This window comes from Streptococcus parasanguinis, assembly GCF_032163505.1.
Classification (GTDB): domain Bacteria; phylum Bacillota; class Bacilli; order Lactobacillales; family Streptococcaceae; genus Streptococcus; species Streptococcus parasanguinis_V.
In genome coordinates this window covers 1,559,753-1,584,592 of sequence record NZ_CP134147.1, presented here as the reverse complement: position 1 = coordinate 1,584,592, position 24,840 = coordinate 1,559,753, and the positions used below count along the sequence as shown (strand labels likewise).

26 protein-coding genes are annotated in these 24,840 nt (G+C 43.4%); 22 read left to right on the top strand and 4 right to left on the bottom strand.

What is annotated here, in order from left to right; genetic code table 11:
* The first annotated feature begins 10 nt into the window (after nt 1-10).
* The 9 genes from RIN70_RS07995 (at nt 11) to RIN70_RS07955 (ending at nt 6,882) form a co-directional block, all read left to right on the top strand.
* Complete coding sequence (locus RIN70_RS07995) at nt 11-598, top strand: MptD family putative ECF transporter S component (RefSeq protein WP_272143966.1); 588 nt, start codon at nt 11-13, stop codon at nt 596-598.
* Nucleotides 599-721: 123 nt separating this feature from the next.
* Nucleotides 722-916: a helix-turn-helix transcriptional regulator gene (locus tag RIN70_RS07990; protein WP_003005328.1), complete on the top strand. Its 195-nt coding sequence runs from the start codon at nt 722-724 to the stop codon at nt 914-916.
* Nucleotides 917-944: 28 nt separating this feature from the next.
* On the top strand, nt 945-1,427 hold the full coding sequence (locus tag RIN70_RS07985; RefSeq protein ID WP_125826872.1) for a DUF6773 family protein: 483 nt from the start codon (nt 945-947) through the stop codon (nt 1,425-1,427).
* 10 nt (nt 1,428-1,437) lie between these two features.
* A complete protein-coding gene (locus tag RIN70_RS07980) occupies nt 1,438-1,929 on the top strand; it encodes a DUF6773 family protein (RefSeq protein WP_125826873.1) in 492 nt (163 codons plus the stop codon).
* Nucleotides 1,930-2,068: 139 nt separating this feature from the next.
* Nucleotides 2,069-3,052 (top strand): oxygen-dependent tRNA uridine(34) hydroxylase TrhO, encoded by a 984-nt coding sequence (trhO, locus tag RIN70_RS07975; protein ID WP_195623385.1) that lies wholly within the window; start codon nt 2,069-2,071, stop codon nt 3,050-3,052.
* Nucleotides 3,053-3,151: 99 nt separating this feature from the next.
* A complete protein-coding gene (locus RIN70_RS07970; protein ID WP_125826875.1) occupies nt 3,152-4,057 on the top strand; it encodes a DUF4299 family protein in 906 nt (301 codons plus the stop codon).
* A gap of 157 nt (nt 4,058-4,214) precedes the next feature.
* Nucleotides 4,215-4,988, top strand: a complete 774-nt coding sequence (locus RIN70_RS07965) for a nucleoside phosphorylase (RefSeq protein ID WP_195623386.1) — start codon at nt 4,215-4,217, stop codon at nt 4,986-4,988.
* A 155-nt stretch (nt 4,989-5,143) separates the two neighbouring features.
* Nucleotides 5,144-5,896 carry an SDR family oxidoreductase gene (locus tag RIN70_RS07960; RefSeq protein ID WP_045759779.1) on the top strand — a complete coding sequence of 251 codons (753 nt, stop codon included), beginning with the start codon at nt 5,144-5,146 and terminating at the stop codon, nt 5,894-5,896.
* Nucleotides 5,897-5,979: 83 nt separating this feature from the next.
* A complete protein-coding gene (locus RIN70_RS07955; protein ID WP_195623387.1) occupies nt 5,980-6,882 on the top strand; it encodes a carbohydrate kinase family protein in 903 nt (300 codons plus the stop codon).
* 215 nt (nt 6,883-7,097) lie between these two features.
* Here RIN70_RS07955 and rsmG read toward each other — a convergent pair whose 3' ends face one another.
* Complete coding sequence (gene rsmG, locus RIN70_RS07950; protein WP_195623388.1) at nt 7,098-7,811, bottom strand: 16S rRNA (guanine(527)-N(7))-methyltransferase RsmG; 714 nt, start codon at nt 7,809-7,811, stop codon at nt 7,098-7,100.
* 70 nt (nt 7,812-7,881) lie between these two features.
* Between rsmG and RIN70_RS07945 the strand changes: the two genes are divergently transcribed.
* Complete coding sequence (locus tag RIN70_RS07945; protein WP_023918932.1) at nt 7,882-8,442, top strand: LemA family protein; 561 nt, start codon at nt 7,882-7,884, stop codon at nt 8,440-8,442.
* Between the two features lies 1 nt (nt 8,443).
* Complete coding sequence (htpX, locus tag RIN70_RS07940; protein ID WP_023918930.1) at nt 8,444-9,340, top strand: zinc metalloprotease HtpX; 897 nt, start codon at nt 8,444-8,446, stop codon at nt 9,338-9,340.
* A gap of 26 nt (nt 9,341-9,366) precedes the next feature.
* On the opposite strand, the gene RIN70_RS07935 is transcribed toward htpX, so the two are convergent.
* The 3 genes from RIN70_RS07935 to RIN70_RS07925 all read right to left on the bottom strand — a co-directional run bounded on the left by RIN70_RS07935 (nt 9,367) and on the right by RIN70_RS07925 (nt 11,728).
* Nucleotides 9,367-10,584, bottom strand: coding sequence for an MFS transporter (locus RIN70_RS07935; RefSeq protein WP_272143956.1), 1,218 nt, complete (start codon nt 10,582-10,584; stop codon nt 9,367-9,369).
* Nucleotides 10,581-10,757 (bottom strand): hypothetical protein, encoded by a 177-nt coding sequence (locus RIN70_RS07930; RefSeq protein WP_162837396.1) that lies wholly within the window; start codon nt 10,755-10,757, stop codon nt 10,581-10,583. Before RIN70_RS07930 ends, RIN70_RS07935 begins: the two co-directional genes overlap by 4 nt.
* 110 nt (nt 10,758-10,867) lie before the next feature.
* The gene (locus RIN70_RS07925; protein ID WP_272143952.1) at nt 10,868-11,728 is read right to left on the bottom strand and encodes a helix-turn-helix domain-containing protein; all 861 of its coding nucleotides are present in this window, start codon (nt 11,726-11,728) and stop codon (nt 10,868-10,870) included.
* A gap of 197 nt (nt 11,729-11,925) precedes the next feature.
* Between RIN70_RS07925 and RIN70_RS07920 the strand changes: the two genes are divergently transcribed.
* From RIN70_RS07920 to der, 11 genes are all read left to right on the top strand, one after another.
* A complete protein-coding gene (locus tag RIN70_RS07920; RefSeq protein WP_003005275.1) occupies nt 11,926-12,465 on the top strand; it encodes a YceD family protein in 540 nt (179 codons plus the stop codon).
* Between the two features lie 123 nt (nt 12,466-12,588).
* Complete coding sequence (locus RIN70_RS07915) at nt 12,589-14,067, top strand: flotillin family protein (RefSeq protein WP_272143948.1); 1,479 nt, start codon at nt 12,589-12,591, stop codon at nt 14,065-14,067.
* A gap of 169 nt (nt 14,068-14,236) precedes the next feature.
* The gene (gene gndA / locus RIN70_RS07910; RefSeq protein WP_003004949.1) at nt 14,237-15,661 is read left to right on the top strand and encodes an NADP-dependent phosphogluconate dehydrogenase; all 1,425 of its coding nucleotides are present in this window, start codon (nt 14,237-14,239) and stop codon (nt 15,659-15,661) included.
* 9 nt (nt 15,662-15,670) lie between these two features.
* Nucleotides 15,671-16,369, top strand: a complete 699-nt coding sequence (locus tag RIN70_RS07905) for a response regulator transcription factor (RefSeq protein ID WP_313790517.1) — start codon at nt 15,671-15,673, stop codon at nt 16,367-16,369.
* Nucleotides 16,370-16,603: 234 nt separating this feature from the next.
* Entirely contained in the window at nt 16,604-18,796 is a 2,193-nt protein-coding gene (locus RIN70_RS07900; protein WP_313790778.1) for a PTS transporter subunit IIBC, read from the top strand.
* Between the two features lie 85 nt (nt 18,797-18,881).
* Nucleotides 18,882-19,694 (top strand): endonuclease/exonuclease/phosphatase family protein, encoded by an 813-nt coding sequence (locus RIN70_RS07895; protein ID WP_155199919.1) that lies wholly within the window; start codon nt 18,882-18,884, stop codon nt 19,692-19,694.
* A gap of 164 nt (nt 19,695-19,858) precedes the next feature.
* Nucleotides 19,859-20,332, top strand: coding sequence for a transcriptional regulator NrdR (gene nrdR, locus RIN70_RS07890; RefSeq protein ID WP_003005476.1), 474 nt, complete (start codon nt 19,859-19,861; stop codon nt 20,330-20,332).
* Complete coding sequence (locus RIN70_RS07885; RefSeq protein ID WP_272143942.1) at nt 20,333-21,511, top strand: replication initiation and membrane attachment family protein; 1,179 nt, start codon at nt 20,333-20,335, stop codon at nt 21,509-21,511.
* On the top strand, nt 21,512-22,411 hold the full coding sequence (dnaI, locus tag RIN70_RS07880; protein WP_003008404.1) for a primosomal protein DnaI: 900 nt from the start codon (nt 21,512-21,514) through the stop codon (nt 22,409-22,411). It abuts the gene before it with no gap.
* On the top strand, nt 22,408-23,121 hold the full coding sequence (locus tag RIN70_RS07875) for a nitroreductase family protein (protein ID WP_272143940.1): 714 nt from the start codon (nt 22,408-22,410) through the stop codon (nt 23,119-23,121). Before dnaI ends, RIN70_RS07875 begins: the two co-directional genes overlap by 4 nt.
* A gap of 57 nt (nt 23,122-23,178) precedes the next feature.
* Nucleotides 23,179-24,489, top strand: coding sequence for a ribosome biogenesis GTPase Der (gene der / locus RIN70_RS07870; RefSeq protein ID WP_272143937.1), 1,311 nt, complete (start codon nt 23,179-23,181; stop codon nt 24,487-24,489).
* The last annotated feature ends 351 nt before the right edge of the window (nt 24,490-24,840 follow it).

Genomic DNA, 24,840 nt, shown 5'->3' with positions numbered 1-24,840 from the left:
TCAGTATCCAATGAATAGAATAAATGTGAATCAAATAAAACAAGTTGGAGCCTTCATTTTCCTCTATTTTCTTGCGATTGGACTGGGGGTCTTAGTTGGAAATCTGGTCGATCATCAAGGAAATATGTTTTATGCTCCTGCCTTTTCAGCCCTGTTTGGCGGGACGATCTACCGCTATTATCTAGAAAAAATAAAAGGAGTTGGATCTATCTTTATAGTTGGCTGCGTGATCGGATCCTTCTTCCTCTTTTCGCGTCATGGTGCAGGGGCCTTTATTCCAGCCTTGATAGCCGGAAGTTTTGCGGAGATGGTCGCCTCAAGTGGTCGTTTTCGCTCGAATTTACGAAATGCCTTGTCTTTTGTTATTTTTGCCTTTGCGACGACAGGGCCCATTCTTATGATGTGGTTCTATCCAGCCAGTTACCGCATGTCGTTACTGGATCGTGGTAAATCGATAGACTATGTCAATCGGGTGATGGTATCACCAGATCTAGCGACCATCACTTGGTTTGTCCTCACGGTCATATTGGGTGCTGGATTAGGATGGGGACTATCATATATCCTACAGCCATTTCTAACAAAAAGAAGAGGAAACTAAGAAAGCCTGGGAAACCAGGCTTTTTTGATTGCAAAAAATATTTCTTACAAAATGCAAAATATATATTGCAAAATAGAAAATATAGTGTATAATAGAGTTATAAAAACAAGAAAGGAAAAGCCTGTGGCGAAAAATCTCAAATTAAAAATGGCCCGGGTCGAGCATGATATGACCCAGGGGGATCTTGCAGATGCCATCGGGGTGACGCGCCAGACCATCGGTCTGATTGAGGCGGGAAAGTATAACCCAACCCTCAGTCTCTGCCTTGCCATCTGTAAGACCTTGGATAAGACGCTGGATCAACTGTTCTGGGAGTAACAGTTTTAATAATAGAAAGAGGAAACATATGAAACAAAAGAAAGAACCAATTGTAAAAGATGAACGGACCATGCTACTTGATGGAAAAATCGCAGGAGAACTTGTCCTTGGCATGACCTGCTTTATTGCCCTATCCGCCTTTGTGAAATCCAGTATCCTGGACTTAGACCTCGTCGCTTATCTCCCTGAGATGTTCCTTCTGATTGCCATGGGAGGCTATGCCTTTGTGAGAAGGATCAGTTCAGGGATTGATGTTCGAGATATGTTAGAAAAAGATAGCTGGTTGAGTCGCCTAGGATCAGGTCTATTCTTTGCTGTGCTTGTGACAGCTATGGATGTGATTGGAAAGCGAGAAGTAACGAGCTTTATGCTCAGTCCCAAGTATCTGGTCAAAATTTTATTAGAAATTCTCGTCTTTGCCCTCCTGACAGATCTGCTTGAAAAACCACTTGCTATTATCAATCGGAAAAAACAAGAGAAGATTGAGGCAGAGTTAGAGGATGAAGAATAAGGAGGAAGAGATGAGATTACAATTGCTGAACAAACAAATCATAGATGAACGAGAAGAAGGCTTAGCTAATAAGGCTGGTGCTGAGACGGCTGGTTTTCTTTGCCTTGCCTTAACTGTTTTTAGTGTGGGATCCATTTTTACATCTAAGGTGGGGCTCAGTCCAATCATGGTGGTAGCCTTACTCATCGTCTCAGGATTGTATTACTCTGTTCGTTGTCAACGATTGGGTGTGAAATTTATCAGTTATAGCTATCTAAATGCGACAGGAATTGTAGCAGTAACCTTTATTCTCTCCTTGTTCATCTGGGCCCAAAATTTTCAATTAAACCAAGCTGTCTATCAGTCCAATCCCTTCCATTCAAAATTTTTGCTGGTGCTTCCTATCACATTTCTCCTGAATCTTCCGATTGTATGGGGAGTGAATACCCTTGTAATGCTTCTTGCAAAAGTTGAGAAAAGACGCTATGAAGCCTATCTGGATCAATTGGAAAAAGAAGAGTAACTTGGTTTCATCGTGTAAAAGTCTGGTATCCCAGGCTTTTATTTTTCGGTCAAATAAATTGCATTCGCTTTCTTGGGAGAGTATACTGGTATAGTTGAATGAAAATTTCTGATAATTTAATCTTAGAAAAGAGAAGCAAATGTCAAAAGATATTCGAGTTTTACTTTACTATAAATATGTTCCCATCGAAAACGCGGAACAATTTGCTGCAGACCACTTGGCTTTCTGTAAATCAATCGGCCTCAAAGGTCGTATCCTAGTGGCTGACGAAGGGATCAACGGAACCGTTTCTGGTGACTACGAAACAACGCAAAAATACATGGACTACGTTCACAGCCTTCCAGGTATGGAAGACCTCTGGTTCAAGATTGACGAAGAAAGTGAGCAAGCCTTCAAGAAGATGTTCGTTCGCTACAAAAAGGAAATCGTTCACCTTGGTTTAGAGGATGATAACTTTGACAACGACATCAATCCTCTTGAAACAACAGGTGTTTACTTGTCACCAAAAGAATTTAAAGAAGCCCTCCTGGATGAAGATACAGTGGTCCTTGATACTCGTAATGACTATGAGTACGACCTTGGACACTTCCGTGGGGCTATCCGTCCAGACATTCGCAACTTCCGTGAATTACCACAATGGGTCCGTGATAACAAAGAAAAATTCATGGATAAACGTGTCGTTGTTTACTGTACAGGTGGAGTCCGTTGTGAGAAATTCTCAGGTTGGATGGTACGTGAAGGCTACAAAGATGTTGGTCAATTGCACGGCGGAATCGCCACCTACGGGAAAGACCCAGAAGTTCAAGGAGAACTATGGGATGGGAAAATGTATGTCTTTGACGAGCGGATTGCAGTCGACGTCAACCATGTCGATCCAAGCGTTGTCGGAAAAGACTGGTTTGATGGAACACCATGTGAACGCTATGTCAACTGTGGAAATCCTTTCTGTAACCGTCGCATCTTGACTTCAGAAGAAAATGAAGACAAGTATCTTCGCGGATGTTCGCATGAGTGCCGGGTTCACCCTCGCAATCGCTATGTAGAAGAACACAACTTGTCACAAGCAGAAGTTCGTGAGCGTTTGGCCCTTATCGGTGAGACGCTTGATGGAGCACCTGCATAATGGAAACAAACAGTCTGAAAGCTCAGGCTGTTTTTATATGGAAATTGATTGAAAATTGTGCTATACTTTAGGTAAGCGATTTCACAAAGGAGAAAACAAATGAGTATCGTGTTTTCAATCAAAAATAAAAAGAGCTTATTTGGCTATCAGAAAGTACTCGCAGCACAGGAAGTTCTTAAATTGGTGGAAGGGTTGACAACCTACAACTATGATCCTGCCACCCTTCATCGTCCCTTAAATGATTTTGAAGGCTTGAACTGTATCGTATTTGGTAAGAGCGGTCTTCCTCTGCAGTTACGCTATTTTGATGAGGAAGAGTCTTATCAGATTCAGGTGCCCTCTTTTGCGATAGAAGAAGATTGGCAGTTGGCCCTTCGATGGATCAGTCGCCTAGGAGAAGTATTAGGAACGGAGATTGTGGCCAGCGACGGCGTGAGCTATACTCCAGATTCTATTTTCCATTTTGATTATGAAGTCGTTATCCTAGAAACGCTGGGTAATGTGACGAAAGAAAAAGATCTAAAAGAGTTTGAAGTACAAGGCTTCGCTCATCCAGTCTATTTGGATCGGGATACAGTGCAGGAAGTCTTGAACCATGTCCATCCACTAGAAGCCTACTCTACCTTTATCAAGAAGATTCAATATAGTGCAGCTTATTTCAGTCAAGTCCGTTTTTATCAACAGAAGGAGACAGGAGCCTTCTTAGCCAGCTATAGCTTGACAGAAGATACGGATACGGTCTTGCCAAGCGTGCCACATGTTCCTGCAGAATATGTAGAAATTGTGGGCTTAGCAGGTATCATTGATTGGCGAGTTCTATTGGTTGCGATCGATGGAGATCCGGATAAGCCAGAGAATTACCATCCAATTGGGTCTCTTGCTCTGAAGAACCTTATAGAAGCGCTAGAGCCAGATGAATACCAGCTGCTAGATGCTAGTCAAATTGAAATCAAAAAATTGTCCAAAGAACGGTTGCTAGAATTAGCGCAGTTGGAAAACAAGTAAAAAATATCGCAGTGAACTGTCCCTTCGACGTTTGATCCTAAAAATCTAACGTCTGGGAGCAGTTCTTTTTTATACTCCTTCCTTTGATCAAAAACCAATGACTAGGCTAATTATGGTATAATAGGGGCCTAGAAGTAGAATGAAAGAGGTGCACGAAATGCTGTTAGAAGAATTTGATGCCAATCGACAGGCGATTATCAATCCACAAGACTTACACCAACCAATTGAAGGATTTCCCAAAGTAGTCATTTCTTGCTTTTCAAGAGTAACTTTTGCTCGCCTCCTTGAAAATTATGAACATGAGGTCATTGCAAGAACCTCCATGGCCAATTTTGAAGTCCTGGTCTATGGGATCACTATTGGAGACCAACAGATTGGTGCCTTTAATGCACCAGTTGGGGCTGCTTCCTGTGTGGGGATTATAGAGGACCTGATTCAATTTGGGATGGAAAAACTGGTGCTCTTTGGAACCTGTGGGGTTTTAGACCGTGATATCGAAGCAACCTCCATCATCATTCCAACGGCTGCTCTTCGCGACGAGGGGACCAGTTACCACTATCTTCCGGCTAATGATGAAGTGGAAGTAAACAAGAAAACCCTCCCTCTCTTCCAAGCCTTTCTGGACAGTCACAAGGTTTCTTATCAGTCAGGAAAAGTGTGGACGACAGATGCACCCTACCGGGAAACCATCGACAAGATGAAGCGACGAAAGGAAGCAGGAGCCATCTGTGTGGATATGGAATGTTCGGCAGTGGCAGCCTTAGCAGCTTATAGGGGCTTTGAGCTCTGCCATTTCTTCTATGCAGCAGACCACCTCTCGGAAGAAAAATGGGATATCCGAACCTTATCTAGTCATGAGGATTTAGATAGCAAGGATCGAATCGCGGAGTTAGCCATCCAATTTGCGCTCTTTTGGGGAAAGGCAAACTAAATGAAAGAAGCAATGATTGAACTGAAGGATTTTTCCTTCCAATACAAGAAGTAATTTTGCAAGATAGGATTGTTTCATCTAGATTCTAAGTCGAGACAGAACCTGATGGATCTTTCTCAATCAAGGACGTTTTTACAATCCATGGAGGTAATGACATGTCAGAAACGATTTTAGTAACAGGAGCTTCAGCTGGTTTTGGTCAAGCGATTTGCCGTCGTTTAGTAGCAGATGGATATCGTGTGATCGGATCAGCTAGACGCATCGATAAATTACATGCCCTTCAAGAAGAGCTGGGAGAAGCCTTTTATCCCCTGCAAATGGATGTGACGGATCTTTCTCAGGTAGATCATGCACTTGCCAGTTTGCCAAAAGCTTGGGAGAGAGTGGATGTTTTGGTCAATAATGCTGGCTTAGCTCTAGGCCTCGCCCCAGCTTATGAAGCAGAGATTGCAGACTGGCTGACCATGATTCAGACCAATATTGTCGGCCTGACCTATCTGACAAGGAAAATCTTGCCCCAGATGGTGGAACGAAATGATGGCTATATTATCAATTTGGGCTCTACAGCAGGGACTGTGCCTTATCCAGGGGCCAATGTTTACGGGGCATCCAAGGCTTTTGTCAAGCAATTCTCCCTCAATCTTCGGGCGGATCTAGCTGGCAAGAAGATTCGTGTCAGCAATATTGAACCTGGTCTTTGCGAAGGGACAGAGTTCTCTTCTATTCGCTTTAAAGGAGACGAAAAACGGGTAGAGGCCCTCTATCGAGGTGCCCATGCCATTCAGCCGGAAGACATTGCCAACACCGTAGCTTGGTTGATCCAACAGCCCAAGCATGTCAATGTCAATCGGATTGAAATCATGCCGGTTTCCCAAACCTTTGGCCCTCAACCCGTTTACCGTGATTAAAAAGAGAAGCAACCACTCCACAAGGGGTTGGTTGTTTTTTATCTTTCCTCTGGTATAATAGAAGGCAAAGTAAGGAGAAAAAGATGACAGCTGCGTTAGTTATTGGTTCTACAGTTTGTGATGTGATGATTTACTTGGATCGTTTGCCAAGTCGTGAAGGAGATGCCCATATTGATCACCAGCAATGGTCTGTGGGAGGTTGTGCCTTTAATGTCGTTAATATCCTTCATTTTTTGTCGCAACCCTACCAGTTTGTCTCGCCAGTCGGTTCTGGAATATATGGTGATTTTATTCGGAGAGAATTGAAACAATTAGGGATTTCCTCTAGCATCTCATTAGAAGGGGCCAATGGTTGCTGTTACTGCTTTGTAGAGTCTGATGGTGAGCGGACCTTCTTATCGGACCACGGAGTGGAGTATAGCTTCCAAGCAGAGTGGCTAAAAGAGATTGAGACAGATCGGTTTGATTACATCTACTTATGTGGCCTTGAAGTCGAGGAGCCAACCGGTCTTGCATTGGTCCAGTCTGTTTCGCAACTAGAAGGCCAGGTGATTTTCGCACCTGGGCCACGCGGACTCTTGATTCCAAAGGATCGACTGGAAGCAATTTATGATCTGCATCCGATTCTCCATGTTAATGAGGCTGAAGCACTGGCTTTTTCAGGGTGCAGAGAGATCCAGCCAGCCATCGAATACTTGTATCAGAGAACGGGGCAATTAGTCATTGTCACCTTGGGTGAAAAAGGAGCGGTTGCCTATGATGGCCACTGGTATGAGGCAGACGGTTTTCCAACAGAAGTTGTCGATACAGTAGGCGCTGGAGATAGCCATGTAGGAGCCTTCATATCCGCTCGTTTAGAAGGCTTAGATATGACGCAAGCCTTAAGATTTGCCAACAAAGTCTCTAGCCAGATTGTTGCAAGTAAGGGCGTTCATCTGACAAAAGAGCAACAAGAAGCCCTACGAACAGAATTGAAACAAAAATAAAAAAGAGAGTGGGACAGAAATCGGTAATTCGTTAGAATTCGATTTCGTCGTCCCACCTCCGCACAGTTGAGTAGGGCTGTAAAAGCTGATGAAATCAGCGTAGTAGAGCCCACTCAAGCACTGCGTATTGCTCGACAATCCAAAAATAATTGAGAGGCTAGGACTTTTGTCCCAGCCTCTTATTTGACTTTATCCGCGTAGCCCTTTGTATCTTACTACAATGGCCGCTTATTGGGCATACCTGCTTTTCTTGGGTATTTATTGGGGGTTTCTTTTTTCTTTTCTACAAGAGTGATATAGCGTGGATCCCCGTTTGGCAATTCATACTGTAGATTGTCTTCAACCTTGCTAAATAGCAGGTTGAGGGCATTTTTGGCTTCTTCCAACTCTTCTGGAGCATTGCTGGCCTTGAGAGCAAGAAGCCGTCCTCCTACTTTCAGATAAGGGATAGTCAGTTCAGAGAGGACCTGCATGCGGGCAACAGCGCGGGCAGTTACGATATCAAATTGGGCACGAAAGGCCTTGTCTTGTGCAAAGTCTTCAGCTCGTCCATGGTAGAAATGAACCCCATTTAAGCCCAACTCTTCAGCCAGCAAGTGGAGAAAATTGATCCGCTTATTAAGGGAATCAATGATGGTCACATCCAGCTCAGGGAAAAGGATCTTCATGGGTAGGCTGGGAAAGCCAGCGCCAGCTCCGATATCCAGGAGACGGATGGGTTGGTTTTCGATCAGGCCCTGTAAAATGGGTGCGATCGAATCATAAAAATGCTTGATATAGACTTCGTCTTTTTCGGTGATGGCGGTGAGATTAATCTTTTCATTCCATTCCACGAGGAGCTCAAAATACCGTTCGTATTGCTCTTTTTGGCGATCAGTTAATGGGAAGCCGAGATCGGCTAAACGGACATAAAATTCTTCTGGTTTCATGCTTTTATTTTACCACAAAATAAGGGAAATTTGATATACTGGTAGAAAGAAATGAAAGGAATTCAATAAAATGATTTGGATTATTCTTGGGATCATTGTGGTCCTTGTGTTGATTGTAGTAGGAGTTTACAACGGTTTGGTGAAAAGCCGCATGCAAACTCGTGAAGCATGGAGTCAAATTGATGTGCAATTGAAACGTCGGAATGACTTGATTCCAAACTTGATCGAAACCGTTAAAGGCTATGCCAAGTACGAAGGAGATACACTAGCAAAAGTGACTCAACTTCGCCAACAAGTAGCGCAAGCTTCTTCACCTGCAGAAGCAATGGCAGCCAGTGATGCTCTTTCACGCCAAGTAGCAGGCATCTTTGCGGTGGCTGAAAATTACCCAGACTTGAAAGCCAACACCAACTTCATGCAATTGCAAGAAGAATTGACCAACACAGAAAACAAAATTTCTTATGCTCGTCAATTGTACAATAGTGTCACAAGCAATTACAATGTCAAGTTGGAAACTTTCCCAACAAACGTGATTGCTGGAATGTTCGGCTTCAGACAAGCTGAATTTCTTCAAGTGCCTGAAGAAGAAAAAGCAGTACCAAAGGTGGACTTTAGCGGATTAGGAGACTAATATGCTCTTTGACCAAATTGCAAGCAATAAAAGGAGAACCTGGATTCTCCTTATTGCTTTTTTCATACTCTTAGCTCTTATCGGAGCAGCCGTTGGTTACCTCTGGTTAGGCTCCTCCCTTGGTGGCGTCATCCTAGCTTTGATTATTGGTGGAATCTATGCCTTTAGCATGGTTTTTCAATCCACCGAAGTTGTCATGCGGATGAATGGGGCGCGTGAGGTAACGGAAGAGCAAGCCCCTCAACTCTACCATATTGTACAAGATATGGCTATGGTAGCCCAGATCCCCATGCCTCGGGTCTATATTGTAGATGATCCTTCTATGAATGCATTTGCGACAGGGTCCAATCCTCAAAATGCTGCTGTTGCAGCAACGACAGGTCTTCTAGCTGTGATGAACCGTGAGGAATTGGAGGGAGTCATCGGACATGAAGTCAGCCACATTCGCAATTACGATATTCGCATCTCTACGATTGCAGTGGCCCTTGCCAGTGCCATCACCATGCTTTCTAGCATTGGTGGCCGGATGATGTGGTGGGGCGGTGGCCGTAGCCGGGACGATGATCGAGAAGGTAGCGGTGGTTTAGAAATTATTATTCTGATCCTTTCCTTGCTTGCCATCGTTTTAGCGCCATTAGCAGCGACCCTGGTCCAGTTAGCCATTTCTCGTCAACGGGAGTTCCTAGCAGACGCTTCAAGTGTCGAATTGACACGGAATCCTCAAGGGATGATCAATGCTTTGTTAAAACTAGACAATAGCGAACCCATGCAACGACATGTCGATGATGCGAGCAGTGCTCTTTTTATCAACGATCCAAAAAAAGAATCCGGATTGCAAAAACTCTTTTATACCCACCCACCCATTGCTGAGCGGGTGGCTCGCCTAAGAAAAATGTAAAAAAAATCCACCAAACGGTGGATTTTTTATTTGGTTGTTAAGAGGAGGGTAGTGAAACCAAGGATGGCAAAGGCCCCCCAAGCTAGGGGAAGGCTCCAGATAGCTAGACTAGAAAAGAGAGCTGTCCCAAGTGGCATGGCAAAGCTGACCATCAGTCCCAAAAAGCTAGAGGTAGAAGCTAATTTTTCAGCGGGTAATTTACTCATTAAAAGACTGGAAACTTTTGGGTTGATTTTTGCAACAAGATAACCAAGGAATGTGATGAGTAGAAGGGAAAGAATGTCCCAGCGTACCAGGATATTTGTGAGCCCAAGCATGGTCAGCCCACCTGCGATCCACAGGAGGATATGATGGAGAGATTGCTTGGAAAAATAGTCATGGGGTGTCAAGCTAGCCCAGACCATGCTTAAAATAGTCACTACCTCTAAAATCAAGAGGGATTGGCTAAAACTCAACTGAAAGAAGGGGGAGTGAAGCAGTTGCAAATTGTAGATACCAGAGATGGATCCCCCTAGGGCATTGATAAGAACCAATGAGAAGAGCAACTTGCCAAAGTGGTGGACCTCCTCATCTGCAAAAATACTTTTAGCGTTCTGGTACATCTCTTGGCATTCGTGTACCAAAGAATTCTTACTTTGGGGCTCAATGACGGGATCATGTGTCAGCTGCTTTTTTCTCATCAGGAGACAGGTAGAAGACAGGAGAAAAGTCAATGCATTGATCGAAGCGACCAGGGCGAAATTTTGATGGCTGATGGCTAGTAGCCAAACTCCTAGAGCTTGTCCAGAAATCGAGCAGACCATACTAAGTAATTGGTTGAAGGAATAGGCCTCCATCAAATCCTCGTCGGGGATGTTCTTTTTCATGATAGGGAGTTGCAAGCCTCCGCGATAATCGCTCAAACAATCTGAAACAATGTTTAAAAAGCAAACAATCGAAAAGGCTAGGTAACCCGGAATCTTGGTCATGAGAGCAATAAGGATGAAGAGGATGGCTTGAAGATAGCCAATGCGGATCAACCAGTTAGCTTTTTTCTTCGTGCGGTCAGCCTTCATACCAACAAAAATGGTAAAGAGGCTAGGAATAAATACAATTAGATTGGCAATGCCAACTGCCAGACTAGGCTGAGGCATGCTGGCAGCAAAGACCACAAAGACCAGATTGTAGATGGCAGCACCAAGGGTATTTAAAAAGCGAGAAAGGCTGAGTAAGGCAAAAATATTATTACGAGCTAAGAGTTTCATAAGCCTTCCTCCTTCACGTGATCAGTTGCTAGGACTTGTTTGATAGATCGAACGATCTGTTTGAAGAGGTCTAGTTTCTCATCATCAGAGAGAAGAAGTTCCTGATCCTTCAGATAAACGCTGGTATGTGAGAGAAGAAAGCGGAGGAAGTGGTTTTTTAGTTTGGTCATCATGGGAAAAACCTTCTTTCTTTACTTGATAGTCCTATTGTAAACCTAAAAAGCAAGAAAAAATTAATGTTGCATATTTTCAACAAAAACTCACAGAGTAGATCTGTGAGTTTTTAGGATTTATTGATCAGTTCTTGCAGGCCCTGTTTGTAGTAGTTGGCACTGTCCTTACAATCCAGAATAGAGAGAACCTGGATGGCCTGTTCCATCTTTTCAAGACCGATTTCTTTTTCTCCCTTTCGATAGAGAAATTCTCCTTTGGCGTAGAGATAAACCGTCCGAAGGTAGGCTTCGTTCTCAGAGTAAAAGTGGTCGTTAATTAGGTGGTCAAAAAAAGATGCATCTTCAAATTCATTTGAACTAATGGCGAGAAAAAAGCCATTAAGGAAAATAGAATTGATGGCAGGACGAGAGGAATCTAGGAGAAGCTTGAAATCCTCCCGTTGGACCAACTCCTCTGTGTATTGTCGATAGAGCTGACTAGAGAAAAGAGGAGAGGTCAGTGAAAATAGGCTTAACTCAAAATTTCCCCAGACCATGACAGAGAAGAGGTAGTCATAGAGGAAATCTAGTTCCTCTTGGCTAGCAGCCAACTCTACCTCAGGATAGAAGCCAAGTATTTTGGCCTTGAGAATAATGCTGGCTAAGAAGTCTTCTTTTTTCTGATATTTCTGATAGGCTTGCTGGTAGCTTTGGTACAAGGCTTGATCGTGTTCCAAGCTCATGTTTTCATAGTGCTCTTTCAACAATTTGGGGATAAAGGAGTGCTGATCGATTCCTGCTAGATGAGAAAACTCACTGAGGCTGGTTTTGATCTGTTGCAAAGCCTGAAAAAACCGTTGCGTCGTCAGGTCATTTTCTCCTCTTTCAAATCGAGATAGCATGGAGCGCGAAAATTCGCCACCCGTAGCCTCCTCTAGAGAGATGTGGCGACTTTCACGTATTTGCCGAAAAACAGCTCCGATTTCTTTCATGAATTCTCCTCTATCTAACAATGCCCTAGCCAGTGACCCTCTTTTGTCCAAGAGATGGTGGGACCTTGTGTACAACACCAATTGGCCTAGTTACTGTATCTTTTTTCATGATTATAACAAATTTTTGAGGAGACTTCTTGGTTGAGGGGCAGCTTCATGATATACTAGTAGTATCTAGAAGATTTGAGGACAAAAGAATGAACCTATTTACACAAGAAATCCGTAAAAATCCTGAAGGACTAGCCTTTGATCAAGAGTTGGATTTGCTCAAAGAATTGCAAAAGCGTAATCCAGAAATTCTTGATTTAAAGAATGTGACAGCAACAGGACGAGTAGCCTATGATACAGGCCTCTATGTCTTGGATTACCAGTTGAGCTATACCATCGTTTTGGCCTCTAGCCGAAGCATGGAGCCTGTCGAGCTTCAAGAAAGCTATCCTGTAACAGAAGTGTTTGCGGAGGATGTACAGTCTGACGCAGATATCGAGGCCCTAGAGGAAGACTTGATCCTTCCAATCGAAGGTGGGAAGATTGACCTGAGTGAGAGTGTAGCGGATAATATCCTGCTCAATATTCCCCTCAAGGTTCTCACTCCAGAAGAAGAGGCTGGACAAGGTTTTATCGAAGGCAATGATTGGAAAATCCTATCCGAAGAAGAATACCAAGCCGCTCAAGCGATTAAGAAAGAAGAAAACAGTCCTTTCGCTGGTCTAAATGGCTTGTTTGACGAAGAATAAGCTAGAGATTACATTTGATAAATTTAGACATAAATACAGGTCTTTTCTTTGAGGAAAGGCCTTCTTTTGATATACTAGGATTAATAAATAACAGAGGGGAGACCTCTAAAAAGGAGAAAAAGTATGGATAATTTATTTATTCCAGGTTGGTTGATTACCGGCCTAATAGTCGCAGTTATTATTTTGATTTTGCTTGTTAAAGGTTATGTGAACGCTAAACCCAACGAAGTCGTGGTCATTACCGGTCTTCGGAAGCAACGTCACTTGCGTGGGAAAGCTGGCTTTATGATTCCCTTTGTCGAACAACGCTCTTATCTTGATATTGAGCAATTCTCGACAGATGTTCGGACGTCAGAAGCAGTCCCAACACTGGACTTCATTAACGTCCGTGCCGATGCAGCTGTTAAATTAAAAATTGGTACAACCGATGAAATGATTGCCCGGGCTGCAGAAAACTTCTTGAACTGGAATACGACAGATATTTCCAATTCTGTCCAAGATGTCTTGGAAGGAAACTTGCGGGAAGTGATCGGTCAGATGGAGCTCCGTAAGATGGTCAATGACCGTCAAGAGTTTGCCTCAAAAGTGCAAGACAACGTAGCGCCAGACTTGGCTAAAATGGGTCTAGAAGTCATCGCCTTTACGGTTCAATCCTTCTCTGATGAAGGGGGAGTCATCGATAACCTTGGGATTGAAAATGTTGAAACCATTAAGAAAGATGCCTTGATTGCCAAAGCCAAAGCAGAACGTGAACGCAAGGAAGTCGAAGCAGAACAAGATAAATTGGCTAACGACAAACGCGTCGCTGCCGATCTTGAAATTGCGCAAAAACAAAATGAACTGAAACTCAAACAAGCAGCCCTCAAGCAAGAAGCAGACATTGCCCAAGCAAAAGCAGATGCCGCTAAAGGAATTGAGGCAGAAGTGCAACGTCGTGAACAAGAGCGCGTGGCAGCCGAAGCCAATATCATGAAACAGGAAAAAGAAGCGGAAGTCAAAGAGCGCGAAGTTAAGGTTCGTGAGCAAGAATTGGATGCCAACATCCGCAAACAAGCTGAAGCTGAAAAATATGCGCGTCAACAAGCTGCAGAAGCAGAATTGATCGAACGCCAACGCAAGGCCGAAGCTGAACTCTTCGAAACACAAAAAGAAGCCGAAGCTCGGAAAGCCCAAGCCGAAGCTGAGAAATTTGCCCAATTGCAAGAGGCCGAAGCTATTGAAGCCAAAGGTCGTGCCGAGGCTGAAGCTATTCGCTTGAAACTGGAAGCCGAAGCCAAAGGTTTGGACCAAAAGGCCGAAGCGATGAAGAAAATGCAAGAAGCAGCCATTACTGAAATGGTCGTTGACAAGTTGCCTGAAATTGCGCGTGCTGTCGCAGAACCATTAACCAAGGTTGATAAGATCACCATGTACGGGGAAGGCAATGCTTCTAAGATGGTGGGCGATATTATGCAAAGTATCGACCAAGTCTCTCAAGGAGCCGGATTTGATATTCGTCAATTGCTAGCAGGAGCCCTTGGGGTCAATATGACGGTCAATAAACTCAAAGAAGGAGAACAACCGGTCATTGAAGCAGAGGAGTTAGCTTCTAAAGAAGAATAATGCCATTCATCAAGAAGTGTCTGAGAACTGTTTCTCGGGCACTTTTGTTTTTAAGATCAAATGACTTGCATGATCTTCTCCCTCTTGGAGAAGGCGGGAAGCTATTTTCTGCTTTCTTTTGAGGAGGAAAAATGGTAGAATAAAGGCAAACTATAAAGAGGAGTGTCACATGACTAAAGCAAACTTTGGTGTTGTTGGTATGGCCGTAATGGGTCGTAACCTTGCCCTTAATATCGAATCTCGTGGCTACACAGTTGCCATTTATAACCGTAGTAAAGAAAAAACAGAAGATGTAATTGCTTGCCACCCTGATAAAAACTTTGTGCCAAGCTATGATATCGAAAGCTTCGTAAACTCAATCGAAAAACCACGTCGTATCATGCTCATGGTTCAAGCAGGACCTGGTACAGACGCAACTATCCAAGCCCTTCTTCCACACTTGGATAAAGGTGACATCTTGATCGACGGAGGAAATACTTTCTATAAAGATACCATCCGTCGTAATGAAGAATTGGCGAACTCAGGAATCAACTTTATTGGTACTGGTGTATCTGGTGGGGAAAAAGGTGCCCTTGAAGGTCCTTCAATCATGCCTGGTGGGCAAAAAGAAGCGTATGACTTGGTAGCTGACGTTCTTGAAGAAATCTCTGCAAAAGCGCCTGAAGATGGAAAACCATGTGTGACTTACATCGGTCCTGATGGAGCTGGTCACTACGTGAAAATGGTCCACAACGGGATCGAGTACGGGGATATGCAATTGATCGCAGAAAGCTATGACCTCATGCAACACTTGCTTGGACTTTCTGCAGAAGACATGGCTGAAATCTTCACTGAATGGAACAAGGGTGAATTGGACAGCTACTTGATCGAAATCACTGCGGATATCTTGAAACGCAAAGACGACGAAGGTCAAGATGGACCAATCGTAGACTACATCTTGGACGCTGCAGGAAACAAAGGAACTGGTAAATGGACTAGCCAATCAGCGCTTGACCTTGGTGTGCCGTTGTCACTCATCACTGAGTCAGTATTTGCCCGTTACATCTCTGCCTACAAAGAAGAACGTGTACACGCTAGCAAGGTTCTTCCAAAACCAGCTGCATTCAAATTTGAAGGAGACAAGGCTGAGTTGATCGAAAAAATTCGTCAAGCCCTTTACTTCTCAAAAATCATCTCTTACGCACAAGGTTTTGCGCAATTGCGTGTTGCTTCTAAAGAAAACAACTGGAACTTACCATTTGCGGACATCGCATCTATCTGGCGCGATGGATGTATCATCCGTTCTCGTTTCTTGCAAAAGATCACAGATGCTTACAACCGCGATGCAGATCTTGCTAACCTTCTATTGGATGAGTACTTCTTGGATGTCACTGCTAAGTACCAACAATCTGTTCGTGATATCGTAGCTCTTGCTGTTCAAGCAGGTGTACCTGTACCAACCTTCTCAGCAGCCATCACTTACTTCGATAGCTACCGTTCAGCGGATCTTCCAGCGAACTTGATCCAAGCACAACGTGACTACTTTGGTGCTCACACATACCAACGTAAAGACAAAGAAGGTACCTTCCACTATTCTTGGTACGATGAAAAATAATCTTGCTCTATGGTCAAACGAGTTCTACTAGTAGAAAATGAGAAGCAAATTGCTCGCTTCATTGATTTGGAACTTCAAAAAGAAGGGTACCAAGTTGATGTGGTCGAGGATGGAAAAGCGGGTCTGGCCTTGATTGCTGCGACCAAATATGATCTGATCTTGTTTAATTACGATTTGTCAGATATGTCTGGTGAAAGATTCGCAGAGGAAATCAGTCAGATTCGCCCAGCTTCTGTTTTGATTGTTTTGGATAGCCGCGAAAAAATTGCTGAGCACAAAGAGAGTATTCAGCGCTTTGCTGTTTCCTATATGGTCAAACCCTTTATTATCAGCGATTTGGTAGATAAGATCACAGCCATTTTTAGAGGACGTGATTATATTGACCAACATTGTAGCCAGATGAAAATCCCAACATCATACCGCAATTTGCGCATTGATGTGGAACACCATACCGTTTATCGTGGGAAAGACATGATTAGTTTAACCCGCAGAGAGTATGATCTCTTAGCGACTCTGATGGGAAGCAAAGGGGTGGTGACACGAGATCAGTTGTTGGAAAGTGTCTGGAAGTACGAGAGTACAGGTGAGACTAATATTGTTGACGTCTATATCCGTTATCTCCGTGGGAAAATTGATCTACCCGGTCAAAAAAGCTATATTAAGACCGTTCGTGGGATTGGCTATGCCATGCAAGACGCATTAGAATAAAATATTCGAACCCTTAGAGGGTTCGAATATTTTTATGTCTAAAGGAAAACGTTTGCGTTGAAAAAGAATGAGCTTTAAAAAGGATTTGGCTTAAAAAAGATAAAAAAAGATAAAATTTAGAGAAAAAAATGAATGTAAGGCTTTACAAATTTTTAAAATGTGGTATACTAGAAACAAATTAAGCGCAAACGTTTTCTTAAAACAAAGCCTTAAACAATATAAGGAGGTTGAATGATGAACAAAGGATCATTCAAAAGTTTATTTAGCTTTGAATTCTGGCAGAAGTTCGGTAAGGCCTTGATGGTCGTTATCGCTGTCATGCCAGCGGCTGGGTTGATGATTTCAATCGGGAAATCAATCCCTATGATCAACCCGAATTTAGCTCCACTTGTTATTACAGGTGGAATTCTCGAACAAATCGGTTGGGGGGTTATCGGAAACCTTCACATCCTCTTTGCCCTTGCTATCGGTGGTAGCTGGGCCAAAGAACGTGCAGGGGGTGCCTTTGCAGCTGGTCTCTCTTTCATCTTGATTAACCGTATTACCGGTGCAGTTTTCGGAGTGACATCTGCAACGTTAGCTGATAAAACTGCAACGGTTCACACAATCTTCGGTGGATCGATTAAAGTTGCGGACTATTTCATCAGTGTTCTTGAAGCACCAGCCCTTAATATGGGGGTATTTGTAGGGATTATCTCAGGTTTCGTTGGAGCAACTGCCTTCAATAAATACTACAACTACCGTAAACTCCCAGAAGCCCTTTCTTTCTTCAACGGGAAACGCTTTGTACCATTCGTTGTTATCGTACGTTCAGCACTCACAGCCTTGGTTTTGTCAGCCTTGTGGCCAGTAGTTCAATCAGGAATTAATGGATTTGGTGTTTGGATCGCCAACTCACAATCAACAGCTCCAGTATTGGCACCATTCTTGTTTGGTACCTTGGAACGTCTTCTCTTGCCATTTGGTCTTCACCACATGTTGACCATTCCAATCAACTATACTCAATTGGGTGGTAGCTACCAAGTTCTTACAGGTGCTGCCAAAGGAACAACTGTATTTGGACAAGATCCACTTTGGTTGGCTTGGGTAACAGACCTTGTCAACTTGAAGAAAGCTGATCCTAGCCAATACCAACACTTGCTTCATGCTTACACACCAGCTCGTTTCAAAGTTGGTCAAATGATCGGATCATTTGGTATCTTGATGGGGATCGTGGTTGCCATCTACCGCAATGTGGATCCAGATAAAAAAGAAAAATACAAAGGGATGCTTTTTGCAACTGCCCTTGCAACATTCTTGACAGGTGTAACAGAACCAATTGAATACATGTTCATGTTTATTGCTACACCATTGTACATCATCTATGCTCTTGTTCAAGGGGCTGCCTTTGCAATGGCTGACTTGGTTCACCTTCGTGTCCACTCATTCGGTTCAATCGAATTCTTGACACGTACCCCAATGGCCATCAATGCTGGTTTGGCATTAGATATCTTTAACTTTGTATGGGTAACAGTCCTCTTTGCCTTTATCATGTACTTCATTGCTAACTTCATGATTAAGAAATTCAATTATGCAACTCCAGGACGTAACGGTAACTATGAACAAAATGATGATGCCCCTGCAGGAGATGGTGCAGCAGCAGGTGCAGCTACAAGCTCAGCAAGCTCACAAGTCATTAACATTATTAACCTTCTTGGTGGACGTGCCAATATCGTAGACGTTGACGCATGTATGACTCGTCTTCGTGTAACCGTTAAGGACGCTGAAAAAGTCGGAACAGAAGAACAATGGAAAGCTGAAGGCGCTATGGGTCTTGTCATGAAAGGACAAGGTGTCCAAGCGATCTACGGACCTAAAGCTGACGTATTGAAATCTGATATCCAAGACGTTCTTGATTCAGGTGAAGTTATTCCTGAAACACTTCCTAGCCAAATGACAGCAGTTCAAAAGGCTGAAGCAACCTTTAAAGGGGTAACTGATGAAGTTAACTCTGTTGCAGATGGTGAAGTGATCAACATCGAAGATGTGAAAGATCCTGTATTCTCACAAAAAATGATGGGAGACGGATTTGCAGTTGAGCCTGAAAATGGCCACATCGTTTCACCAGTTGCTGGTAAAGTTACTAGTGTCTTCCCAACCAAACATGCCCTTGGTTTGGTAACAGATAATGGTTTGGAAGTCTTGGTTCATATCGGTCTAGATACAGTTAGTCTTGAAGGAAAACCATTCGAGGTTAAAGTTTCTGAAGGTCAAACAGTGGCTGCTGGGGACCTCTTGGTAGAAGCAGACCTTGATGCAATCCGTGCAGCTGGTCGTGAAACTTCAACAATTGTTGTCTTCACAAATGCAGATGCGATTAAATCGGTTAAGGTCGAACATACAGGTAAATTGGCAGCAAATGCGCCAGTTGCAACGGTCGAATTATAAGAGACGTCGGCAAAGAAAATGAGGTTGGGACAGTGCACCCGGCCTCTTGCCGTTTCTTGATTTGGAGAGAAGGAGAAATCAGGGGATGAAATTTTTAACATTAAATTCCCATAGTTGGATGGAAGAGAATGCTCAGCAAAAATTTGAAACCCTCAAGGAACAAATTTTAGAAGCGCAATATGATGTGATCTGTTTCCAAGAGGTCAATCAAGAAATGGCCTCAGAAGCAGTCGAAACAGATGAGTATTATCAAGCCTTGCCGTCATCTGTAGCGATTCACAAGGATCACTTTGTTCGCGTATTGGTTGAAGAGTTAGCTGCTCAAGGACTCCACTATTATTGGACTTGGGCCTACAACCATATTGGCTATGATCACCTCAATGAGGGTGTAGCCGTTCTTTCGCGTCAACCCTTGAAGGCGGATGAGATTTTGGTATCCAATATGGATGATCCAACGGACTACCATACTCGTCGAGTAGCCGTTGCCCATACAAGTGTAGATGGCAAAGAGATTGCTGTTGCCAGCGTCCATCTTTCTTGGTGGGACAAAGGTTTCCAATTTGAGTGGCCACGCATTGAGAACTACTTCAGCCAAGTAGGCAAACCTTTTATTCTAGCTGGTGATTTCAATAATCCTGCTGGTCAAGAAGGGTATGAAACGATTCTATCCAGTTCGCTAAAACTTCAAGATAGTTTTATCGAAGCCAAAGAAACAAAGGGGACTTATACTGTAGGTCCTGGAATCGATGGCTGGACGGATAATCAAGTTCCATTGCGAATCGATTACGTCTTTGCAAGTCCAGAATGGGACATCCAGCGTCTACATGTCATTTTTGATGGTCAAAACAAACCCCATGTCAGTGATCACTATGGCTTAGAAGCTGAATTATCGCTTTAATATAAATGGAGAGTCGAAAGGAAAACGATTTTATTCAATCGTCCTTCGACTCTTTTTTATGGATCAATGAGGAGCAAGTATAGGGGATTCTCCTGTTCTTCTGCTTTCTTTACGATTCAATTTATGGTAAAATGAAGTGTTAAAACAGTTTAAGGAGGTAGCAAATGCGTTGTCCAAAATGTGGTGGAAGTAAGTCTAGTGTGGTGGATAGTCGACAAGCTGAAGATGGGAATACCATCCGTCGTCGCAGGGAATGCGAAGAGTGCCATTATCGCTTTACTACCTACGAACGAGTGGAAGAGCGGACTCTAGTGGTCGTCAAAAAGGATGGGACACGCGAGCAATTTTCTCGTGATAAAATCTTTAATGGTATTATCCGCTCAGCTCAAAAACGGCCTGTTTCTAGTGACGAAATCGAAGAAATTGTAAACCGGATCGAGCAAAAGGTTCGCAGCCAAAGTGATAATGAAATCAACAGTGAATATATTGGTTCGTTGGTCATGGATGAGTTAGCAGATCTAGATGAGATCACCTATGTCCGTTTTGCTAGTGTTTACCGGAGTTTCAAGGATGTCGGTGAGTTAGAGACCCTCTTGAAACAAATTACGAAGGGAACCAAGAAGAAAAAGGAAAAATAGATGAAGCCCAATACGCCTTTCGCATTTTTAAAAAATAATCTTCTTCCACCGGCAGGGGCTGCATTGGAGCAATATTACCTGCCTATTTTGGAGACGGAAACGGTAACGGTTTATCGTTATCTGCTCGCCTCTTATGGTCAGGGTGAAAAACAATATTTACTGGCTCAAATCCTCAATCATTTGAATATAGGATTTCCACAGTTGCTACTGGCTTTTGACCGGTTAATTGCCATGGGGTTGATCGATCTCTATGAGGAAGAAGTTGGGATCACCATTCAGTTACATGCTCCTCTTGAATCAGAACAATTTTTTTCGAATGCCGTCTATAAACGCTTGCTTGAGAAAAAAATTGGGGAAAAGGCCGTGGAGGATCTGCTCCCAGCACGCTCTTTAGGAACTAGACGGCAAGTTTCCTTCTCGCAAGTCTTTGGACTAGATGCTGGGGAGGTGACTGTTCTTCCAAGTAAGAAACAGCAGTTTGATATGGAGATGTTTAAGCGAATGATGGGGCGTGATGGACTTCGTTTTGCGGATGAAGGAGAAGCAACCCTAGCCCTCTTTGCCATCGCAGAAGAGCAACAATGGACCTGGTATGAAACTTATCTTTTAGCCAAAGAAACAGCTGTAGACCGGATTGTCTCTCCAAAGAGAATGAAGCAAAAGTTGGCTCAGGCGAGCCAAGAGCAACCCCGCATGTCCTATAGCCGTCAGGAAGAAACCATTCTGAGGGAAGCTAAGGCAAAATCCAGCCTACAATTTCTAGCAGAGATTAAGAAGGCGCGCAATGCGACCATTACGCAGAGCGAACGCAAGACTTTATCCAAGTTAGCTGATCTAGGCTTACTAGACGAGGTGATCAATATTATCTTGTTGTTGACCTTTAACAAGACCCAGTCTGCTAATCTCAATGAAAAGTATGCTTTGAAGGTGGGAAATGATTTTTCTTATCAAGGGGTCAACAGTGCAGAACTAGCGATTTTAAAAGTTCGAGAACGCCAGGAACAAGCTAAAGCTCAAGGAAACAAGGGGACGAGTCCTACATCAGCCAAGGGCAAGCACAGCAATGTTCCCAAGTGGAGCCAACCAAACTATCAAAATCAAACCAGTCAAGCAGAAAAGGTGGATCTTGCTAAAGAGAAACAACGCCTATTAGAAAAACTGAATCAAGGAGGTGAGTAGATGGAAAGTGTAGGTCAAACCATGTCTCACATGAACCGTGCGCGTCAATTTAACTATGAGGATTTGGTCGCACAGATCTTGGCAGACCAAGAAGTGGCTGCCTTTATCAAGGACCAGTCTTTGTCTGAGCAAGAAATTCGTCGTAGTATTTCAAAATTTAATCAATACATTAGTGAACGCAACCGTTTCTTATTGGGAGATCCGGATTATATTGCCAAAGGTTATAAGCCCATCCTCACCATGAATGAAGGCTATGCGGATGTCGCTTATGAGGAAACGCCAGAGTTAATCGAAGCCCAAAAACGAGCTGCGATCAACCAACGTCTCAACTTGATCAATCTCCCTTCAACCTTGAAAGAGGCGAGTCTAGCTAAGGTAGAGCTCGATGATAAGGGACGATTTGAGGCCTTTGAAGAATTAGCCAATTTTGTGGCCAACTATCCTGAATATCAAAAGGGGATCTACCTCTATGGTGATTTTGGAGTAGGAAAGAGCTACATGATGGCAGCCTTGGCTCATGATTTATCCGAAAAACGCCAGGCCTCTACTACCTTACTTCATTTCCCAAGTTTTGCGATCGATGTCAAAAATGCCATCAGTTCAGGCTTGGTCAAAGAAACTGTCGATCAGGTGAAAAAAGCCGAAATTTTAATTCTCGATGATATCGGTGCGGAACAGATGTCAGCCTGGGTGCGAGATGAAATCTTACAGGTGATTTTGCAGCACCGAATGCAGGAAAATCTCCCAACCTTCTTTACTTCTAACTTTAATTTTGAAGAGTTGGAACGTCATTTTGCAGCTTCGCGCAATGGAGATGAAACCTGGCAGGCCAAACGGGTCATGGAGCGCGTGAAATTTTTAGCCAAGGAAATCCATCTGGAAGGAGTCAATCGCCGATGAATGAAACCATCCGTTTAATGAAATCTCATTTTTCTGTTCGCCGTTTTAAGGAAGAAGCCATCAAAGAAGCTGACCTCAAGGAAATTTTATCAGCTGGGCAGATGGCATCAAGTTGGAAAAACTTTCAGTCTTATTCTGTGATTGTGGTCAAAAGCAAGGAAAAGAAAGAAGCTCTATATGACTTGCTTCCTCAAGAAGCAATTCGCCAATCAGCCGTCTTTCTCCTCTTTGTTGGGGATTTAAACCGTGCTGAAAAAGCTGTCAAACTTCATGAGCGGGATTTCCATCCTGAAGGGGTGGACAACTTACTGATCACCTCAGTGGATGCGGCTCTAGCAGCTCAAAATACGCTATTGGCAGCTGAAAGTCTTGGCTATGGTGGAGTGATTATCGGCATGTTGCGCTACTGTTCAGAAGAAGTCGCAGAACTCTTCCGTCTGCCAGACTATACCTACCCTGTTTTTGGGATTGCTCTTGGAGTACCTAATCAGCAGCATGCAGTGAAACCACGTTTGCCATTGGAACAGGTTGCTTTTGAAGAAGAATACCAAGAACAAGACCCATCAGTTGTGACTGCCTATGACAAGGTTCAGGCAGATTATGCTGGAGCGCGTGCAACGGACAGTTGGAGCGAGCGCCTTGCAGCTCAATTTGGTCAACCTGAACAAGAAGAGACCAAAAAACTACTAGAAAAACACAAACTATTATGAAATGAAGAGAGGCGTTCTTGAACCGAAATCTCGCCTTTCATTAGAAAAGAGGAAATCATGGCCCTACCAACTATTGCGATTGTAGGCCGTCCCAATGTCGGAAAATCGACGCTCTTTAACCGGATTGCCGGTGAGCGGATTTCCATCGTTGAGGATGTAGAAGGAGTCACTCGTGACCGCATTTATGCAACAGCTGAGTGGTTGAATCGAAAATTTAGTATCATTGATACAGGGGGGATTGATGACGTAGATGCCCCATTTATGGAGCAAATCAAGCATCAAGCAGAAATCGCCATGAACGAAGCAGATGTGATCGTCTTTGTTGTTTCTGGAAAAGAAGGGATCACGGATGCGGATGAATATGTCACTCGTATCTTGTATAAGACCCATAAACCGGTCATTCTTGCAGTCAACAAGGTGGATAACCCAGAGATGCGCAATGATATCTATGACTTTTATGCCTTAGGACTGGGTGAGCCACTACCGGTATCCTCTGTCCACGGGATCGGAACTGGGGATGTGCTTGATGCCATTATTGAAAAACTTCCGAATGACACAGAAGAAGAAAATCCAGATATCATCAAATTTAGCTTGATTGGTCGCCCAAATGTTGGGAAATCAAGCTTGATCAATGCGATCCTTGGAGAAGACCGCGTTATCGCAAGCCCTGTTGCTGGAACTACACGGGATGCCATCGATACCCATTTTACCGATGCAGATGGCCAAGAATTTACCATGATCGATACAGCCGGTATGCGCAAATCTGGTAAAATCTATGAAAACACTGAGAAATATTCTGTCATGCGTGCCATGCGTGCCATCGACCGTTCAGATGTGGTTTTGATGGTCATTAATGCAGAAGAAGGGATTCGGGAGTATGACAAGCGGATCGCTGGCTTCGCTCATGAAGCTGGTAAAGGTATGATCATTGTTGTCAATAAATGGGATACCATTGAAAAAGACAACCATACCATGAAGCAGTGGGAAGATGACATTCGCGATCAATTCCAGTACCTTTCTTATGCGCCGATTGTTTTTGTCTCTGCCTTAACCAAACAACGCTTGCACAAGTTGCCAGAGATGATTAAACAGATCAGTGAGAGTCAAAATACACGGATTCCTTCAGCTGTCTTGAACGATGTGATTATGGATGCCATTGCCATTAATCCAACGCCGACCGACAAAGGAAAACGTCTCAAGATCTTCTATGCGACACAAGTGGCAACCAAGCCGCCAACTTTTGTGGTCTTTGTTAACGAAGAAGAACTGATGCACTTCTCATACCTCCGTTTCTTGGAGAACCAAATTCGCAAGGCCTTTGTTTTTGAAGGAACTCCAATCCATTTGATTGCGCGAAAACGGAAGTAGGGAATATGAGACAAATGGATCAAAGTGGAGAAGGATATTTCAAATGATAAAACGCTCATTCTTCCAACTATGAAAACAACTAAAAGTAGCGCAAAAGCGTTGCTTTTTTTAATAAGCTGGTAAAATGAAGTGGAGGATAGTCAGATGCATAGTTTCATAGTCCGGATATTCTATATTCCTTATGCTTTTTTTAAGGATGAGTAGAGTAAACTCATGAAGATCATGAGAGCTTTAGGTTTGTATACTTATTATTTAAAATCTATCTGTATCTCTTGTTTCTCGGTTCGATCGTAAGCTTGGAGCTCTTGATCCTATTGTTGGGGATTTTATTAAACAATAGGTCGTGTTTTT